Here is a 14,435-nt window from a genome sequence, read left to right on the forward strand (position 1 = left end):
ACAAACAGCAAGCCGAAAATTATTTTCAGGATACCATGGTTTTCACCCACGGCTACTGTTGTTCAATTCCTTCGGAGTTACGTAGCATTGTTTAAAACAAATCCCGTCCACTTGCTCACTATATTTTCACTTGGTTCTTTTTACTTTTCCCTTGGCTCTTAACTCGCCGCCTCTTCCAAATCTTCAATCACAATTTTCTGCATTTTCATCATTGCCTGAACAACTTTTTTAGCTTTCAACTGGTCGGGATCGCCCATCAATTCTATCAATCTTTTTGGGACGATTTGCCAGCTTACTCCAAACGGATCTTTCAGCCAGCCACACATGCTTTCTCTGCCTCCATTTTGGGTTAACGAATTCCATAAATGGTCGGTTTCTTCCTGATTATGGGTCATCACGACGATTGAAATTCCTTCATTGAAATCAAATTGATGGTCGTAAGAATTATCCATACAGTAAAAACTGTAGCCATCGATTTCAAAATGGGCGTGCTGTACGTTTTCAGGAACCTCATGATTTTCGTCGCCCACGCCTTCTCCGTATTTTAAAACTCCCCCGATTTTAGAATTCGGGAAAATTTCAGTGTACAATTCCATAGCTCCCAAGGCTTTTCCATTGTTTTGATGAATGAACATCAATGTGGGAACAATTTTTTGTTCGCCTTGTTTTTCACCTAAATAAAGTTGCCAGGTCACGCCAAATCTGTCCCGAACCCAACCATATTTTTTGCTCCATGGATATTCGCCAAGTTCCATCAAAACGATTCCGTCATTTGATAATTGATTCCAATAATTTTGAACTTCGTCCTCCGTTTCGCATAAAACCATAAATGAGATAGATGCATTTTTCTCGAATTGTGGGCCACCATTCAGTAGCATGAGTTTCTGTCCGAAAAGTTCAATATTTAAAACGACGGGAGTGTCTGCAGTAATTTTTCCGCCAAAAACTTTGCAGTAAAAGTCAGCTGATTCTTTCGCATCTTCGTTGTACCAAAGGCATGGGAATATGTTGTTGTTCATAATTGTAATTTTTTTAAATATATATTTTAAACGTCGAATTGCACGCGCCCCGACCTGAGTGGAGCTCTTTTTGTAGGCCAAGGGTAAAGCAACGGCACAAAAAAGCGGGAACGGAGGGCGGATAAAGGCGCCCAAGAAAGAAAAGTCGTGATTAAAACTTAATTATTTTCCACATGTTTGTGAAAATTATTCAAAATCGCATACCATCCTTCACGTTGCATTTCTAAAGAATTCTGAGTTTCCGGATCGAAACTTATTTTCACTTTTGTGGTATTTTCATCTACCTTTTCAAAAATGATTTCTACGTTTCTGCCGTCTTCCATGTGGTATTTTATCAGTTCATTTTTAATCACTTCATCATAAATCCCAACAAAATCAAATCCAAAACTTCCGTCTTTTGCTTCCATTCTGTTTTTGAATTTTCCGCCGACTCTCAAGTCATTTTCAGATTTTGGACACTGCCAACTTTCATGTGCAAAATTCCATTTTACAATATGTTCAGGCTCGTTATAATAATCCCAAACTTTTTCTACAGGTGCTAAAATCGTGATGTCAATTTTTATTTTTTCCATTTTCTTGTTTTTTTAAAGTTAAAAGAAGGGCAACTTTGCAGCTACCCTTTCATCCGTTAAATATAAAGTTAATTTTTTATCCTTCGTAACCTTGGTCGGTAGAAAAATTGATCATCCAGTAGACTCCGAATTTATCCTGAAAACTTCCGAAGTAATCGCCCCAAAATTGGTCTTCCAACGGCATTTCAATATTTCCGCCTTCGGAAAGTGCTTTGAAAATTCTATCGGCGTCTTCCCTGGAATCGGGGAAAATAGAAACATAATTGCTGTTTCCAACCGTTAAGTTTTGTCCGAATGACGGCACAATATCCGAAGCCATCAACAGGTCGCCACCCACCGGAAGGGCGATGTGCATCACTCTGTTTTTCTCGTCGTCTGAAAGATTTTCGGTACCGGGAGCGTTACCCATTTTGTGAATTCCGCCAACAAATTCGCCACCGAAAACAGTTTTGTAAAACGTAAAAGCTTCTTCTGCTTTACCGTCGAAATTTAAGTATGGATTTAATTTAGGCATAATTTTAATTTTTAGATTAATGTTTAGATTAAGAATTAGTTTAGTTTTTAGTTGGAGCTGATTTAGTATTTCATATTTTCGTCAAAGTCATATTTCATGCCTTCGTAGTTGAAGATTCTGCGCATCAAACCAATTTGTCCGGAAAGATAATCTTCACGTCCGATACACATTCCGACAAAATTGAGAACGTTTTCGGGGAAGAAATCGATGTTCATTCCCATTGGAAAGTCTTTGTCTAAATCTTCATCAGTAGCTTCCAATAATTTACTGTAAACCAACGGAGAAATGTGATGAAAACTTTTTTTGAGTTGCTCAAGTGTAGGATATTTAAAGCTTTCATCCAAAGCTTTCCCTTCAGAGAAATATTGTTTGAATTCAAATTCCTCTTCCAAGCCAAGCACATTTCCCATTGCGTAGCGCATATCGAGAAAGTTCCCTACCATCCAAATGATATGGTTGGTTCTGCCTTCAATTCTTTTCAAAGTATCTTCCTCAGAAATTCCATCGAGAACCATCAGAAAATTCTGACTGTGACCGCGAAACGCAGGAATGATGATGTCTAATTTTTGTGATTTTGGTTTGTCCATAAATGTTTGATTTGAGATTTGAGGTTTGAAATTTGAAATTTGCGGAGATTAGCTAAAAAATCTGCTAAATCTGCGAGAGGTATTCTTACTCAGTCGGCATTTGAGACATGTCCGCAAAAGTCACGTTCCAGCCGTGACCGTTGATGTCCCAGAATGAGTTTTGATACATCCAGCCATAATCCTGTGGCTCTTCGTGTTGAGTGGCTCCATTGGCAACTGCGGCGTTGACAATCTGATCAACTTCTTCCCGACTATCAACGCTAAGGGCAACTAAAACTTGAGTGGTATCACCTTTTGGCAGAGGTCTTTCAGAAAAAGTCATAAAATATTCTTCAGTAATAAACATCACGCAGATGTTATCGCCCAAAATAAAACACACCGCTCTTTCATCGGAAATATTTTCGTTAATCGGGAAACCCAAATTCGTCCAGAATTCCCTTGTTTTTGGAATATCTTTTACAGGAAGATTGATGTAAACTTGATTGATTTTCATGTCTGTAAATTTTAAGATTAATCTTTAAACCAAAATTACCAAGTCGTCATGAAAATCAACTTGTCATAAGACAAGATTTAAATTTTCTTGGGATGCGAAACCAATTCTTTTCGGATTCTGCTTAAAGAAGTGTCTGTCACACCCAGATAAGAAGCGATTTGCTTCAATGGAGCAAACTGTATGACATGAGGTTTTTGCTCTAAAAGATTAAGGTAACGCTTAGTTGCAGAAAGGGTAAACATTTCCACTGAACGCTGTTTGTAAGCGAAAAGTTCTTGAGACATCCATGCTCTTCCCCACTCGCTCAAATTCTGGATTTTATGATATAGTTCCTGAAAAGTCTCAAAATCTATTTTCCAACATTCGCAATCTGTGATACAGATAATATTTTCCTGCGTCGGAATTCTTTGAAACAGTGAGGAAACTTCGATAATAATTTCATTTTCTACGAAAAAGTGTGTAGTTACTTCGTTTCCGTTAAAATCATTAACAAAAGAGCGGGCTAAACCTTTTTCGAGAATATAATATTCGTTGGCTGTTTTTCCTTCTTCTAAAATAAAATCACCTTTATGAAAAAACACTTTTTCGTGTGCCTGAAAGACTTCCTGAAGTTCTTCATCTAAGAAAAAAGGAAAATCATAGCAAATTTCTAAGGCTTTATTCGTCATTTTAGTTCTGTTTTAATCGAACTTAAAAATAGAATTTTTATTGGAATTGAAAGTGAAATATTACTAGTTCTTTTGCCTTGAAGCAAAAGAACCAAAAATTCAAGACTGGAAACTCCGACTAAAAATTAAAATTTACTCCTAAAATCCCCAAAACTCGCACGATTCACGATTCGTGTTTTCATTCTAATTTATCACGTGCTCAAACAGTGGGAATTTTTTTACGGATTAAATTCTAATCTTCTTAACGTCTCCGTTTCCTAAGTCAATATTTAAAACAGAGAAAGCTGAATCGGTTTTGAAGGAACGGGTTTTTCTGCGTCACCAAAAACTGTTTTCCCACCGAAACGCCAGGAGTTTTGCCTCTCTTCTTCAATCACATCATTGATGTCAAAATCTGGTGTAAAGTTTTTTTCAGCATCAGAAATAATTGTATGAAGCTTATTAATCGACTGTAATTTATCTGAATTTCCGAGCTTCGATTTTTCAATTCCTTTTTGTAAAATAGAAATGGTTTCATCGTAAACATTGATAGGAACGGGAAACGGATGACCATCTTTTCCGCCATTGGCAAAAGAAAATCTCGCTGGATCTCTGAATCTTGAAGGTGCACCGTGAATCACTTCACTTACCAAAGCCAGACTTTGCAAAGTTCTTGGACCGACTCCTTTCAGCAATAATAATTCTTCGAAATTCTCAGGCTGGTTTTCCCTGGTCATATACAACAATGTTCCAAGTTTTTTTAAATCGACATCTGAAGCACGAACGTCATGATGATTTGGCAATATAAGATTCGCAAAATCCTGCATGATTTTTTCTGAATTGGTGTGAGAAATTTCTAAAATTCCTTTTCGGTTTTCTTGGGCTTCGTGAGCGGTTAAATTTAAAATATTTCCACGGTTAATTCCTTGAATTCCTTTGTGTGGTTCATCGACAAAAGATTCCATGTTTTCGGAATGCCAATGATAACGACGTGCGGTTCCATCAGAATCGTTCATTCCTTGTTGTACGACCGACCAGCTTCCTTCATCAGATAAAATAAAATTATGGAGATACAGTTGATATCCATCCTGAATCGCCGTATTATCAACTTTCGCAGAGAGTTTGCTTGCACGAACCAAAGCGTTTCCGTCTAAACCGGTTTTATCAGCAATAACTAAAAGCTCGTTTGGAGTTTCTTTTGAAAACCTACCTTTTCCGCCACAAATATAAATTCCTAACTCTTTAGATTTCGGATTGATGGAACGTTTTAAAGCTCCCATAACGGAAGTCGTAATACCTGAAGAATGCCAATCCATTCCCATCACAGCACCAAAGCTTTGAAACCAAAACGGATCTGCTAATCTGCGAAGGACTTCATTTTTTCCATAATCTGCCAACATTACTTCAACAATTGAAAGTCCGAGTGTGGCCATTCTTTCGTACAGCCAAGGTGGTACTTTGCCGTAGTGAAGGGGTAATGTAGCGGTTCCGGAGCGTTTCATTTTAAGGTTAAGGTTAAGGTTAAGGTTAAGGTTAAGGTTAAGGTTAAGGTTAAGGTTAAGGTTAAGGTTAAGGCAAAATTAAAGCCTTACGAACGAAATTCATAAGACTTTAAGCATATTTTATTTTTTAACGCAAAGTTCGCAAAGAATTTTTTACTACTAACTGTTTTTTAAGTTCGCAAAGGCTTTTGACTCCGTCGAATCTTCGATTTCACTTAGCAAAGAACACAAAAGTTTTACACCACAACTAAATAAAGAATAATTATTAATTTTTTTCTGTTTTGTATAAAATACAATCTCTTAACCGAGAATCATTCAACAGTAAAGGGTGTTCAAATTCGTACTGTTTTTTTAAACCTATTTTTACCATGATTTGTTCAGATTTTAGATTTATTTTCGGAGCGATTGAGTATATATTTTCAAGTTTCAAGTCATTAAAAGCATATTCGAGACATCGTTTTGCACCTTCTGTAGCAAATCCTTTATTCCATTCGCTGAATTTTATTCTCCAGCCAATATCTATACAAGGTGTGAATCCTGATTCAAATGTTTGTTCAGAAAGACCGATAAAACCAATAAATTCATTATTTTCAAGTTTGTCAACTGCAAAATAGCAAAATCCTCTGTTCAAAAATTGAGTTTTCATTCTTTCAACGAAATCGATGGTCTGTTCTTTCGTGGCAACCTTTGGAAAAAACTCCATGACTCTTTTGTCGGAATTTATTTCAAATAATTTTTCGATATCAGTTGATTTCCAATTTCTAAATCCAAGCCTTTGAGAAGTAAATATATATTCTTCTGTGTCTTTCATCAGATTTCTATTTAAATAAAAAAACCTTGAAAAAATTCTCAAGGTCTAAGTTTTTAATGCTTCACAATTTCCTTTACAATTCCGCCTTGAGGCTCTCTTACGGTTTGGGTGAAAATAAAAGCTTTCGGATCAATTGCACGAACGATATTCTGTAATTTTCTTACTTCCAATCTTGTTACAATGGTAAAAATAATATCCGCATTCTGACTTTGCTCAAAAGATTCTTTCATAAAACCTCTTTCACCTCTGTAAACGGTAATTCCTTTATTCATCGTTAAAACCAAAGCTTTTTTGATTTCTTCACTATTTCCGGAAACGATGGTTACGCCAGTGTAAGCTTCAATTCCTTCAATAACATATTTAGTTATCTGACTTGCCACTAAATACGTCATTATTGCATATAAAGCCGTTTCCACTTTTAAGAAAACTGCAGCGATGATGAAAATGATAACATTCATTCCCAAAATAATCTCAGTAATGCTGAAACTGCTTTTTTTGAATGTTAATAAGGCTAAAACTTCCATTCCGTCGAAAGTTCCGCCTCCACGCATCGAAAGTCCGATTCCGATTCCCATGAAAAATCCGCCAAACATTGCGACTAGTAATTTATCATGTGTCATTTCCGGAAAAGGAACGAAAGAAATGGTTACAATAATTAATAAAATCGTCAGAAAACTTCTAATTGCAAAATGTTTTCCGATTTGAAAGTAAGCCAAAATCAGAAAAGGAATATTTAAAACCAATAAAATGACACCAAGATTCCAATGATAAACTTCGTGTAATAAAAGTGAAATTCCGGTAACGCCACCATCTAAAAAGTGGTTGGGAACGAGAAAAGATTTTAGAGCAAAACTCGCTGAAATCACACCTAAAACCAGATAAATAATATCTGATAGCGTAAATAGCGGGCCATGTTTGGTTGCTGAGCTCATAAGATGATCAGTAGTTTTTTAGTTTTGTTTTAATAATATCCAGGTTATCCTGTTTTTTTTGGTTTCTGCTATTGATTGCTGTTTCCGTAAAATAATGATGACTTTCAAGGAATTTCTCCTGTAATAAATTCCAGTCACGTTCAGAATTCACGATTCCAAACATGGAAAGTTCTTCGAATAATTTATCGCCAATCACAAAGAAATCTTTTCTACCCAAATAATCCAGATCGGCATCGGCTAAAATTTGCTCTAAATGATTGTGGGGCGTCTGAGGAATTTTTGTTGCCATAATCATTCCTTTGATTTTCTCAATCTGTTCCTGAGAATAACCATGATCTGAAAGATATTCTTCCGCAATTTCGCAAGATTTTGCCTCATGTTCTTTTGAACCGTACAAAAATCCGGTATCATGAAATAAAGCTGCTGTTTTCAGCAACAATAGGTCTTCATCATTCACGTTTTCAGATTTCGCAATTTTTTCAACTGAATCGATGACGTCCTTTACGTGCATAACGCTGTGATAAGAAAGGTGCTCAGGAAGATTTTCTTTGAGTCTTTTTAATATTATTTTATTTAATTTTTCGTATTCCATATTTTAAAATAGAAAATGTGTTTATATGATGTTAATTTTAACGCAAAGAACGCAAAGATTTTTTTAAATATTGTTCTGTATATTCTTCGTTCGCAAAGGCGTTTCACTTAGCAAAGACAACAATTTAGAATTACATCTTTTGTCTGACCGCTATTTAAATTGCAAAACTTTTAAAATAAAAAATCTCTTTTGTGGCTTTTGCTGTTAATCGTTTATAGTTCCTAATGCAAAATACATATCCATATCGCCTTTTCCTTTGGTGTGAATTTTCCCTCTGTATTCGCAGTTTATTTTTTCTTTTACCAATTGATAAGTAGATTCTGAGATATTTATTTTTCCTTTTTCACTGTTTTGTTCCATTCTTGCAGCGGTATTTACGGTGTCACCCCAAATATCGTAAGCGAATTTTTTCACGCCGACAATTCCTGCAATCAAAGAACCAGAATTGATTCCGATTCTGATATCTAAAGTATTAGGATTTATCTTTTTCCTTTCTTCAATAAAATCAATAATATCCAAAGCTACCAATGCTGTTTGATAAGCGTGGCATTCATTCTTCATCGGTAAACCACAAACTGCTAAATAAGCATCGCCAATGGTTTTTATTTTTTCTAAACCATGCTTTTCCATGATCATATCAAAAGCAGTAAAACATTCGTTGAGCTCAACCAACATTTTTTCGGCTCCCATTTTCTCTGAACTTTGGGTAAAATTAACAAAATCAGTAAATAAAACGGTTACTTCATCATAATATTTAGCTTCAGAGCTACCATTTTCTTTTAACTCTTCGGCAACTTCATGCGGAAGAATATTCAGCAATAAATTTTCTGTTTTCTGTTTTTCCTTTTGTAGTTCAAAAGTTCTTTCGTCGACCTGTTTTTCAAGTAAATCATTTTGATCCTGAAGAATCTGCTGTTTTTCCTGTTCCTGTTTTAAATTGACATCTGAAAGACGGTTGACTTCATCTAACTGTTTTACTAAACTTAAATTCGTTGAAGCAAACTGCCATCCCAAATAAGCCGAAATGGAAATTGGAAAGCTTACAATAATGACAACCAGCAGAGACAAACCAAATTCATCGCTTGACAATACATCCGGAACACCGATATTTAAAGAATCCAAAATATTAAAAATGATGATGAGAATGATGATTGCAAAAAATGTAAGAATTCCACCACCAACGATGAACGCAGATTTTTCTCTTCGTATCATAGCTCTGATGATGAGATATAGAGACTCAAACCACACAAAAAATATGTAAAAGACAACAAAACCTATAGATGCTTTAGCACTGAAATAGTACAGAAGCACTAAAGATGCTGCAGTGATAAGCATAATTTTGAGTCTGAGTTTCGTTCTTCCGAACAATGTATTGACAAATCCTGTGAGCGATGCGCCAAAAACCAGTATAGAAAGAAAAGTAAGGAAACCGTAGGTATTTAAGTCAGCAGGATCCGATATTTCGTAAAACGATAAAATCATGTAGCTGAGCAAACCAATAGAAAGGTTATACGTTGAGAAATACAGATTGTAAATCGCTTTTCTGTAAAATAAAAATAAAAGCAAATGAATAAAACCTAATGCGGTAAAAACCCCACAAATAAGCATGGTTAGAAAATTGAAACCCTCAGTCATTTCCACTTTTTCGTCAAAAAACTCGTTGGCAGAAGCCAATTCTACATCCAAAGTTGATGGACTGTAGTTGATGACCATCTTCTCTTTGCCCACAATCGGTAAAAAACGGATGGCTAAAACGTTGACATCTGTGTTATTTAAGGAAAAAATTTCTGGAACATTATTTTTCATAACAAATTTCCTAACGTTTTCTTTTCCTATTTTCCCAATTGTTTCGATTTTTTTGCCATTCAGAAAAATCTCTGAAGCTCCGATTTGTTTTATATCAAAACATAACGATTTATTGAGTAACGTTGAATCTATTTTAAAATAGTACCGAACCCAATAGACCTGATCTTTAGTGTAAGATTTTTTTGAACTGATGTCGGTATGTTTCCAGGCAGAATCATCATATTTCGGCTGAGCAAAAGCAGGATTGTCGCCAGCAATGAATTTACTCTGTTCATCAATTTCTGCTCCGTGCTGTACATCTTTTGCAGTAAAAACACTTGGTTTTTCAGGAGAATTCTGGGCAAAATAAAAAGTCTGCGTTGCAATGAAAACTAAAAATGTAAAAAGTATATTTTTTTTCAAAATTCTTAAAATTTAATTTAACGGATTTACAAAATACATATCCATCGCACCTTTTCCTTTGGTTTCTATTTTTCCTCTATGTTCAAAAGTAAAATCATTTTGAACCAGATGATAAGTTGCTTCTGAAATATTCAATCTTCCCGAACGGCCGTTCTGTTCCATTCTGGCAGCCGTATTTACAGTATCTCCCCAAATATCGTAAGCGAATTTTTTAACCCCAACAATTCCGGCAATCACAGATCCTGAATGAATTCCGATTCTGATATCCAAAGCATTTGGGTTATCAATTTTCCTTTGCTGAATATAAGAAAGAATTTCCAAACCTGCATTCACCGCATTTTTGGCATGCTCTTCATTGGTAACCGGTAAACCACTTACTGCGAGATAAGCATCTCCAATGGTTTTTATCTTTTCCAAATTGTATTTCTCCATAATTCTGTCGAACTCAGTGAAACATTCGTTCAGTTCGGTTAACATTTTTTCAGCTCCCAATCTTTCAGAACTTTGAGTAAAATTAACGAAATCAGTAAATATTACGGTAACCTCATCGTAATATTTGGCTTCTGAACTTCCTTTTTCTTTTAACTCTTCAGCAACTTCATGAGGAAGAATATTCAATAAAAGATCTTCCGTTTTCTGTTTTTCTTTTTGTAACTCCTGAGTTCTTTCATTCACCTGATTTTCGAGCAAATCATTTTGATTTTGAAGAATCTGTTGTTTTTCATAAGACAGGTTTTTCACCTGCTCAATCTGTAAGTTAAGATTCTTATTATCATTGGCAGAACGCCATGCCAGAAAAGCAGAAAGCGTAAATGGCAGACTAAAAATAAAAATGATGAAAATGATGAAAACAGACATTTCACCAAAACTATTTCCTGGATTGACCTCTAAATTACCGCCTGAATAAATTAAATATAATATTGTACCAATCAAAATGATAAAGAAAAAAAGCAAACCAACGCCAATTATTATTGACCCCGGTATTTTTTTAATAATGGCCCGAATAACAAGATATAAAGCTTCTAAACAGACCGATGTTATAACGAAAATATATAACGGTTTTTCAAAGTCTTCTCCGATACTAGGAAATGCCATAAAAAAACATAAAATTACCGATAAAGCAGCTAGAATTTTAAATCTTAATCCGATTTTACCAAAAAGACTATTAAGCATCACACTTAAAAAAACTGCTGCAAACAAACCTGCAAAAGAACTCATGTAACCAAGTTGCACATTCGTTTTAATATCTTCTGTTTCATAGGAGAAAAACCATGCTAGTAAAAATACAGACATCCCAAGATTAAATAAGGAAAACAGCAGATTTGAACGATCTTTCCTATAAAATAAAAAAGAGAGAAAATGAATCAAAAATAACGTTAAAAATATAAAAGCAATACCTTCAATAAGTACTCCCCTCATAAGAATTTGCCTCATCATTACTGCTACAGTCGAATTGGGATTTGAAATAGAAATTTGAAATCCGTGTATTACCTGCTCAGCAAAAGGTTCAATATTTTCGTATCTAACTGCAAGTAAATGAGCACCTGCAGCACCGCCATTTAAGATAAGAGGAAGAGTGGGATTTACGTATTGGGGTTCTTCTCCTTCTTTTGCAAATTTCCCGTATCGCTTGATAAACTTTCCATCCCAATAAATATCCATCGCAGCACCACTTCTAAATTCCAAAGCTAGAGGTTGATGCTCTGCAGTAGAATCTATGCAGATTACTGTTCTTAGCCAAACAATATCTTTTGAAGTTTTCTCTTGAAGTTTTGAATTTATGAATTCATCAGTAAGCGAATTTTCCCATTTCGAATCATCCAAATTTTTATTTGCCCAGATTTTATTATCTCCAATTTTAAATTTCCAAGGTTTATCGAGTCGGATGTATTGATTTTCCTTAAAGAATTTATCATTTATTGTAACACTGCATGAATTTTCAGTCTTTATTTGAGCCTGAAAAAACAGTGAGAACAGAATTAAAAATAATAAATAAATGTTTTTTATGTATTTCATGGAAATGATAGCATCAAATGAGAATATTTATTGCAAGATATTAAAAAAGCCCATCATTTTTATGGGTTTTCAAAGAATTATCTGCAAAAGAAAAATTCTTAAATATCATGAAAGCAAAAATTATATTTTCTCTCAAAATCTTAGGTTTTAAGAATTTACAAAATACATTTCCAATGCACCTTTACCTTTAGTCTCTATTTTACCTCGATATTCAAAAGTGAAATCATTTTTGATTAAATTATAGGTCGCTTCAGAAACATTTAATTTTCCTAAAGAACTGTTTTGTTCCATTCTTGCCGCAGTATTTACAGTGTCTCCCCAAATATCGTATGCAAATTTTTTCACACCGACAATTCCCGCAATCACAGGTCCGGAATGAATTCCTATTCTGATATCCAAAGCATTGGGATTGTCTTTTTTTCTCTGTTGAATATATGAAAGGATTTCCAAGCTTGCATTCACTGCATTTTTTGCGTGTTGCTCGTTGGAAACCGGTAATCCGCTTACCGCTAAATAAGCATCACCAATGGTTTTTATTTTTTCTAAATTATACTTTTCCATAATTCTGTCGAATTCTGTAAAGCAAATATTAAGTTCATTCAAAACCTCCTGAACACCTATCCTTTCTGAATTTGCCGTAAAATTGACAAAATCTGTAAATAAAACTGAAACCTGGTCGAAATGTTTTGCGTTTGTTTTTCCTTTTTCTTTTAATTCTTCAGCAACTTCAAAAGGAAGAATATTGAGCAGTAAATCATCAGATTTCTTTTTTTCTTCTGCTATTTTTTTGTTGTCTTTACGCTTTTGATTATAAGAAAACCCTGCAAATCCCAATAATAATATTGAAAGTCCCGCTCCAATCGCCCACATATTTTTTTCGGTTTTCGAGCTTTCTAAGTCGGCTTTTGCGAGGGCGTCTTTTTTCTCCTGATTGATTTTTGCAATACTTTTTTCCTGATCGTACTTTAATGCAACAGCTTTTTGCTCTTCATCAAATTTAATCTGAATTTCCTTTCTTTTTAAATCTTCTTCAAGCGCCAATCTTTTTCTTTCTTCTTCTGTTTTTGCAGCTGCCTGTTTTTTTTCATACTCAAAACGTAGTGCTTTTAATTCGATTTCTTTTTGAAGCTGGATGCGTTTGGTTTCTTCTTCGAGTTTTATTCTGGCTCTTTCGTTGTCTATTTCAGTTTTTGATTGTATCTCTGAAAGATTTCTCATGTTATCAAGACCATACGTCTCTTCCTTTTTATCTTTTGCCTTTTTCAGATAAAATAAAGACTTTTTATAATCGCCTAGCTTTTCATAGGCTTCCTGAAGAATCTCGTAATTTTGAATAAAAACTTCAGCTGATACCACTGTTTTCAAATTCAAAAAATACTCTAAATTTTCAGACTGTTTATTTATAAGTTTTTGAAGCTCCTGTGTTTTTGTTACGTTTTGATTAAAATCTACATCGTCATCAATTAGAGTTTTTAAATCAATCAGTCCTTTTTGGTGCGTAAAGTAATGATACATTGGATCATTTTCTTTAGTTAATTTCAAAGCTTTATTAATGTAGAACAGAGCAGTTGTATAATCTTTCTGTTTATAATTTATATCCGAAAAATAGTAATAAACAAGCTTTGAACTATCATTTAATTGATGGTTTTCAAAATAATTTTTAGCATCATTTAATAACAACTTTGCTTGTTCATATTGCTTTGTTTCAGAGTAAATATTACCTATCAACATTTTAGAAGTCGCAATCTGTTGTTCGTTTTTATTTTTCTTTCCAGTTTCAAGTGCTCTCTGATAATAATCTAATGATTTTTTATAATCTTTATTTGAAAGATAGAAAGTCCCTGCGAAAAAATACGCTTCATATAAATTATCCGGATAATTACTTCTTGTAAACTCAATGTATGTATTCAGAGATTTGTAGCTGTCCACAACATTATCTTGTAAAAAGTTATTTTGAAACAATCTTTGATAAGCCGCCAAAACTACTTTTTTATCTTTAATTTTCTTTTGATTATACAGATTTAAGATTTGGTTACAATAATCATTAGCAGCTTTATTTTTCTTATTAACAGAATTTATCGTAGCAAGTAAAAAGTAAGCCCACGCTCTTTTGTCGTAATTTTCAGTTTTATTGAGATACTTTTCGCCTTCTAGTAAATATCTTTCACTATTTACAAAATCCATTTTTTCCAGAAACAAACCACCGATAAAAAGATTTGTTCTTCCAATTTGTTCAGTATCGTTTAATCTTTCATAAAAAGGTAAGCCTAATTTAGAATACGTTATTGCACTATCAACAATCTTGTTATCTATGTATAAATTTCCGAGATCAACATAAATTTTAGCTTTTTCTCTGTCGCTTTTTGTTAAAGATAATTTCTTTTTGAGTTCTAAAATCCCTACAGATTCTTGCGCTTCAAAAACTGCATTTCCTAAAAAGAAAAAACAGATTATTGCAAAAGAGGTAAATTTATTTTTCAATGAGTAGCTATTACGTTGATGCACAAAAATAAAAAAATCATTCCGTTAAACAACAGAATGA

The 14,435-nt window shown here is 34.1% G+C and carries 13 protein-coding genes; all 13 read right to left on the minus strand.

Features of this window, described 5'->3' with window-relative positions:
* Positions 1–158 precede the first annotated feature (158 nt).
* Positions 159–1,019 (minus strand): VOC family protein, encoded by an 861-nt coding sequence (locus AC2A1G_RS10690; RefSeq protein ID WP_484046905.1) that lies wholly within the window; start codon positions 1,017–1,019, stop codon positions 159–161.
* Positions 1,020–1,177: 158 nt separating this feature from the next.
* A complete protein-coding gene (locus AC2A1G_RS10695; RefSeq protein ID WP_484046906.1) occupies positions 1,178–1,591 on the minus strand; it encodes an SRPBCC family protein in 414 nt (137 codons plus the stop codon).
* A 76-nt stretch (positions 1,592–1,667) separates the two neighbouring features.
* A complete protein-coding gene (locus AC2A1G_RS10700; RefSeq protein ID WP_484046907.1) occupies positions 1,668–2,105 on the minus strand; it encodes a VOC family protein in 438 nt (145 codons plus the stop codon).
* 62 nt (positions 2,106–2,167) lie between these two features.
* Entirely contained in the window at positions 2,168–2,692 is a 525-nt protein-coding gene (locus tag AC2A1G_RS10705; RefSeq protein ID WP_484046908.1) for a DinB family protein, read from the minus strand.
* An 85-nt stretch (positions 2,693–2,777) separates the two neighbouring features.
* Positions 2,778–3,185 (minus strand): VOC family protein, encoded by a 408-nt coding sequence (locus AC2A1G_RS10710; protein ID WP_484046909.1) that lies wholly within the window; start codon positions 3,183–3,185, stop codon positions 2,778–2,780.
* Positions 3,186–3,262: 77 nt separating this feature from the next.
* Positions 3,263–3,853: a Crp/Fnr family transcriptional regulator gene (locus AC2A1G_RS10715; RefSeq protein WP_484046910.1), complete on the minus strand. Its 591-nt coding sequence runs from the start codon at positions 3,851–3,853 to the stop codon at positions 3,263–3,265.
* 269 nt (positions 3,854–4,122) lie between these two features.
* Positions 4,123–5,334 (minus strand): DUF763 domain-containing protein, encoded by a 1,212-nt coding sequence (locus AC2A1G_RS10720; RefSeq protein ID WP_484046911.1) that lies wholly within the window; start codon positions 5,332–5,334, stop codon positions 4,123–4,125.
* 265 nt (positions 5,335–5,599) lie between these two features.
* Positions 5,600–6,145, minus strand: coding sequence for a GNAT family N-acetyltransferase (locus AC2A1G_RS10725; RefSeq protein ID WP_484046912.1), 546 nt, complete (start codon positions 6,143–6,145; stop codon positions 5,600–5,602).
* Positions 6,146–6,198: 53 nt separating this feature from the next.
* Entirely contained in the window at positions 6,199–7,077 is an 879-nt protein-coding gene (locus AC2A1G_RS10730) for a YitT family protein (RefSeq protein WP_484046913.1), read from the minus strand.
* Positions 7,078–7,084: 7 nt separating this feature from the next.
* Complete coding sequence (locus AC2A1G_RS10735) at positions 7,085–7,669, minus strand: HD domain-containing protein (protein WP_267264514.1); 585 nt, start codon at positions 7,667–7,669, stop codon at positions 7,085–7,087.
* A gap of 204 nt (positions 7,670–7,873) precedes the next feature.
* Positions 7,874–9,877: an adenylate/guanylate cyclase domain-containing protein gene (locus tag AC2A1G_RS10740; RefSeq protein ID WP_484046914.1), complete on the minus strand. Its 2,004-nt coding sequence runs from the start codon at positions 9,875–9,877 to the stop codon at positions 7,874–7,876.
* A 12-nt stretch (positions 9,878–9,889) separates the two neighbouring features.
* Entirely contained in the window at positions 9,890–11,893 is a 2,004-nt protein-coding gene (locus tag AC2A1G_RS10745; RefSeq protein WP_484046915.1) for an adenylate/guanylate cyclase domain-containing protein, read from the minus strand.
* A gap of 147 nt (positions 11,894–12,040) precedes the next feature.
* On the minus strand, positions 12,041–14,374 hold the full coding sequence (locus AC2A1G_RS10750) for an adenylate/guanylate cyclase domain-containing protein (RefSeq protein ID WP_484046916.1): 2,334 nt from the start codon (positions 14,372–14,374) through the stop codon (positions 12,041–12,043).
* Positions 14,375–14,435: the final 61 nt, after the last annotated feature.

Source organism: Chryseobacterium sp. HNCC26DJ240 (assembly GCF_057180485.1).

What these genes read in the sequence shown, in the direction of transcription:
- AC2A1G_RS10695 (WP_484046906.1), bottom strand. Translation starts at nt 1,591, where the DNA reads ATGGAAAAAATAAAAATTGACATCACGATTTTAGCACCTGTAGAAAAA.
- AC2A1G_RS10725 (WP_484046912.1), bottom strand. Translation starts at nt 6,145, where the DNA reads ATGAAAGACACAGAAGAATATATATTTACTTCTCAAAGGCTTGGATTT.
- AC2A1G_RS10735 (WP_267264514.1), bottom strand. Translation starts at nt 7,669, where the DNA reads ATGGAATACGAAAAATTAAATAAAATAATATTAAAAAGACTCAAAGAA.
- AC2A1G_RS10705 (WP_484046908.1), bottom strand. Translation starts at nt 2,692, where the DNA reads ATGGACAAACCAAAATCACAAAAATTAGACATCATCATTCCTGCGTTT.
- AC2A1G_RS10745 (WP_484046915.1), bottom strand. Translation starts at nt 11,893, where the DNA reads ATGAAATACATAAAAAACATTTATTTATTATTTTTAATTCTGTTCTCA.
- AC2A1G_RS10710 (WP_484046909.1), bottom strand. Translation starts at nt 3,185, where the DNA reads ATGAAAATCAATCAAGTTTACATCAATCTTCCTGTAAAAGATATTCCA.
- AC2A1G_RS10715 (WP_484046910.1), bottom strand. Translation starts at nt 3,853, where the DNA reads ATGACGAATAAAGCCTTAGAAATTTGCTATGATTTTCCTTTTTTCTTA.
- AC2A1G_RS10700 (WP_484046907.1), bottom strand. Translation starts at nt 2,105, where the DNA reads ATGCCTAAATTAAATCCATACTTAAATTTCGACGGTAAAGCAGAAGAA.
- AC2A1G_RS10690 (WP_484046905.1), bottom strand. Translation starts at nt 1,019, where the DNA reads ATGAACAACAACATATTCCCATGCCTTTGGTACAACGAAGATGCGAAA.
- AC2A1G_RS10730 (WP_484046913.1), bottom strand. Translation starts at nt 7,077, where the DNA reads ATGAGCTCAGCAACCAAACATGGCCCGCTATTTACGCTATCAGATATT.
- AC2A1G_RS10720 (WP_484046911.1), bottom strand. Translation starts at nt 5,334, where the DNA reads ATGAAACGCTCCGGAACCGCTACATTACCCCTTCACTACGGCAAAGTA.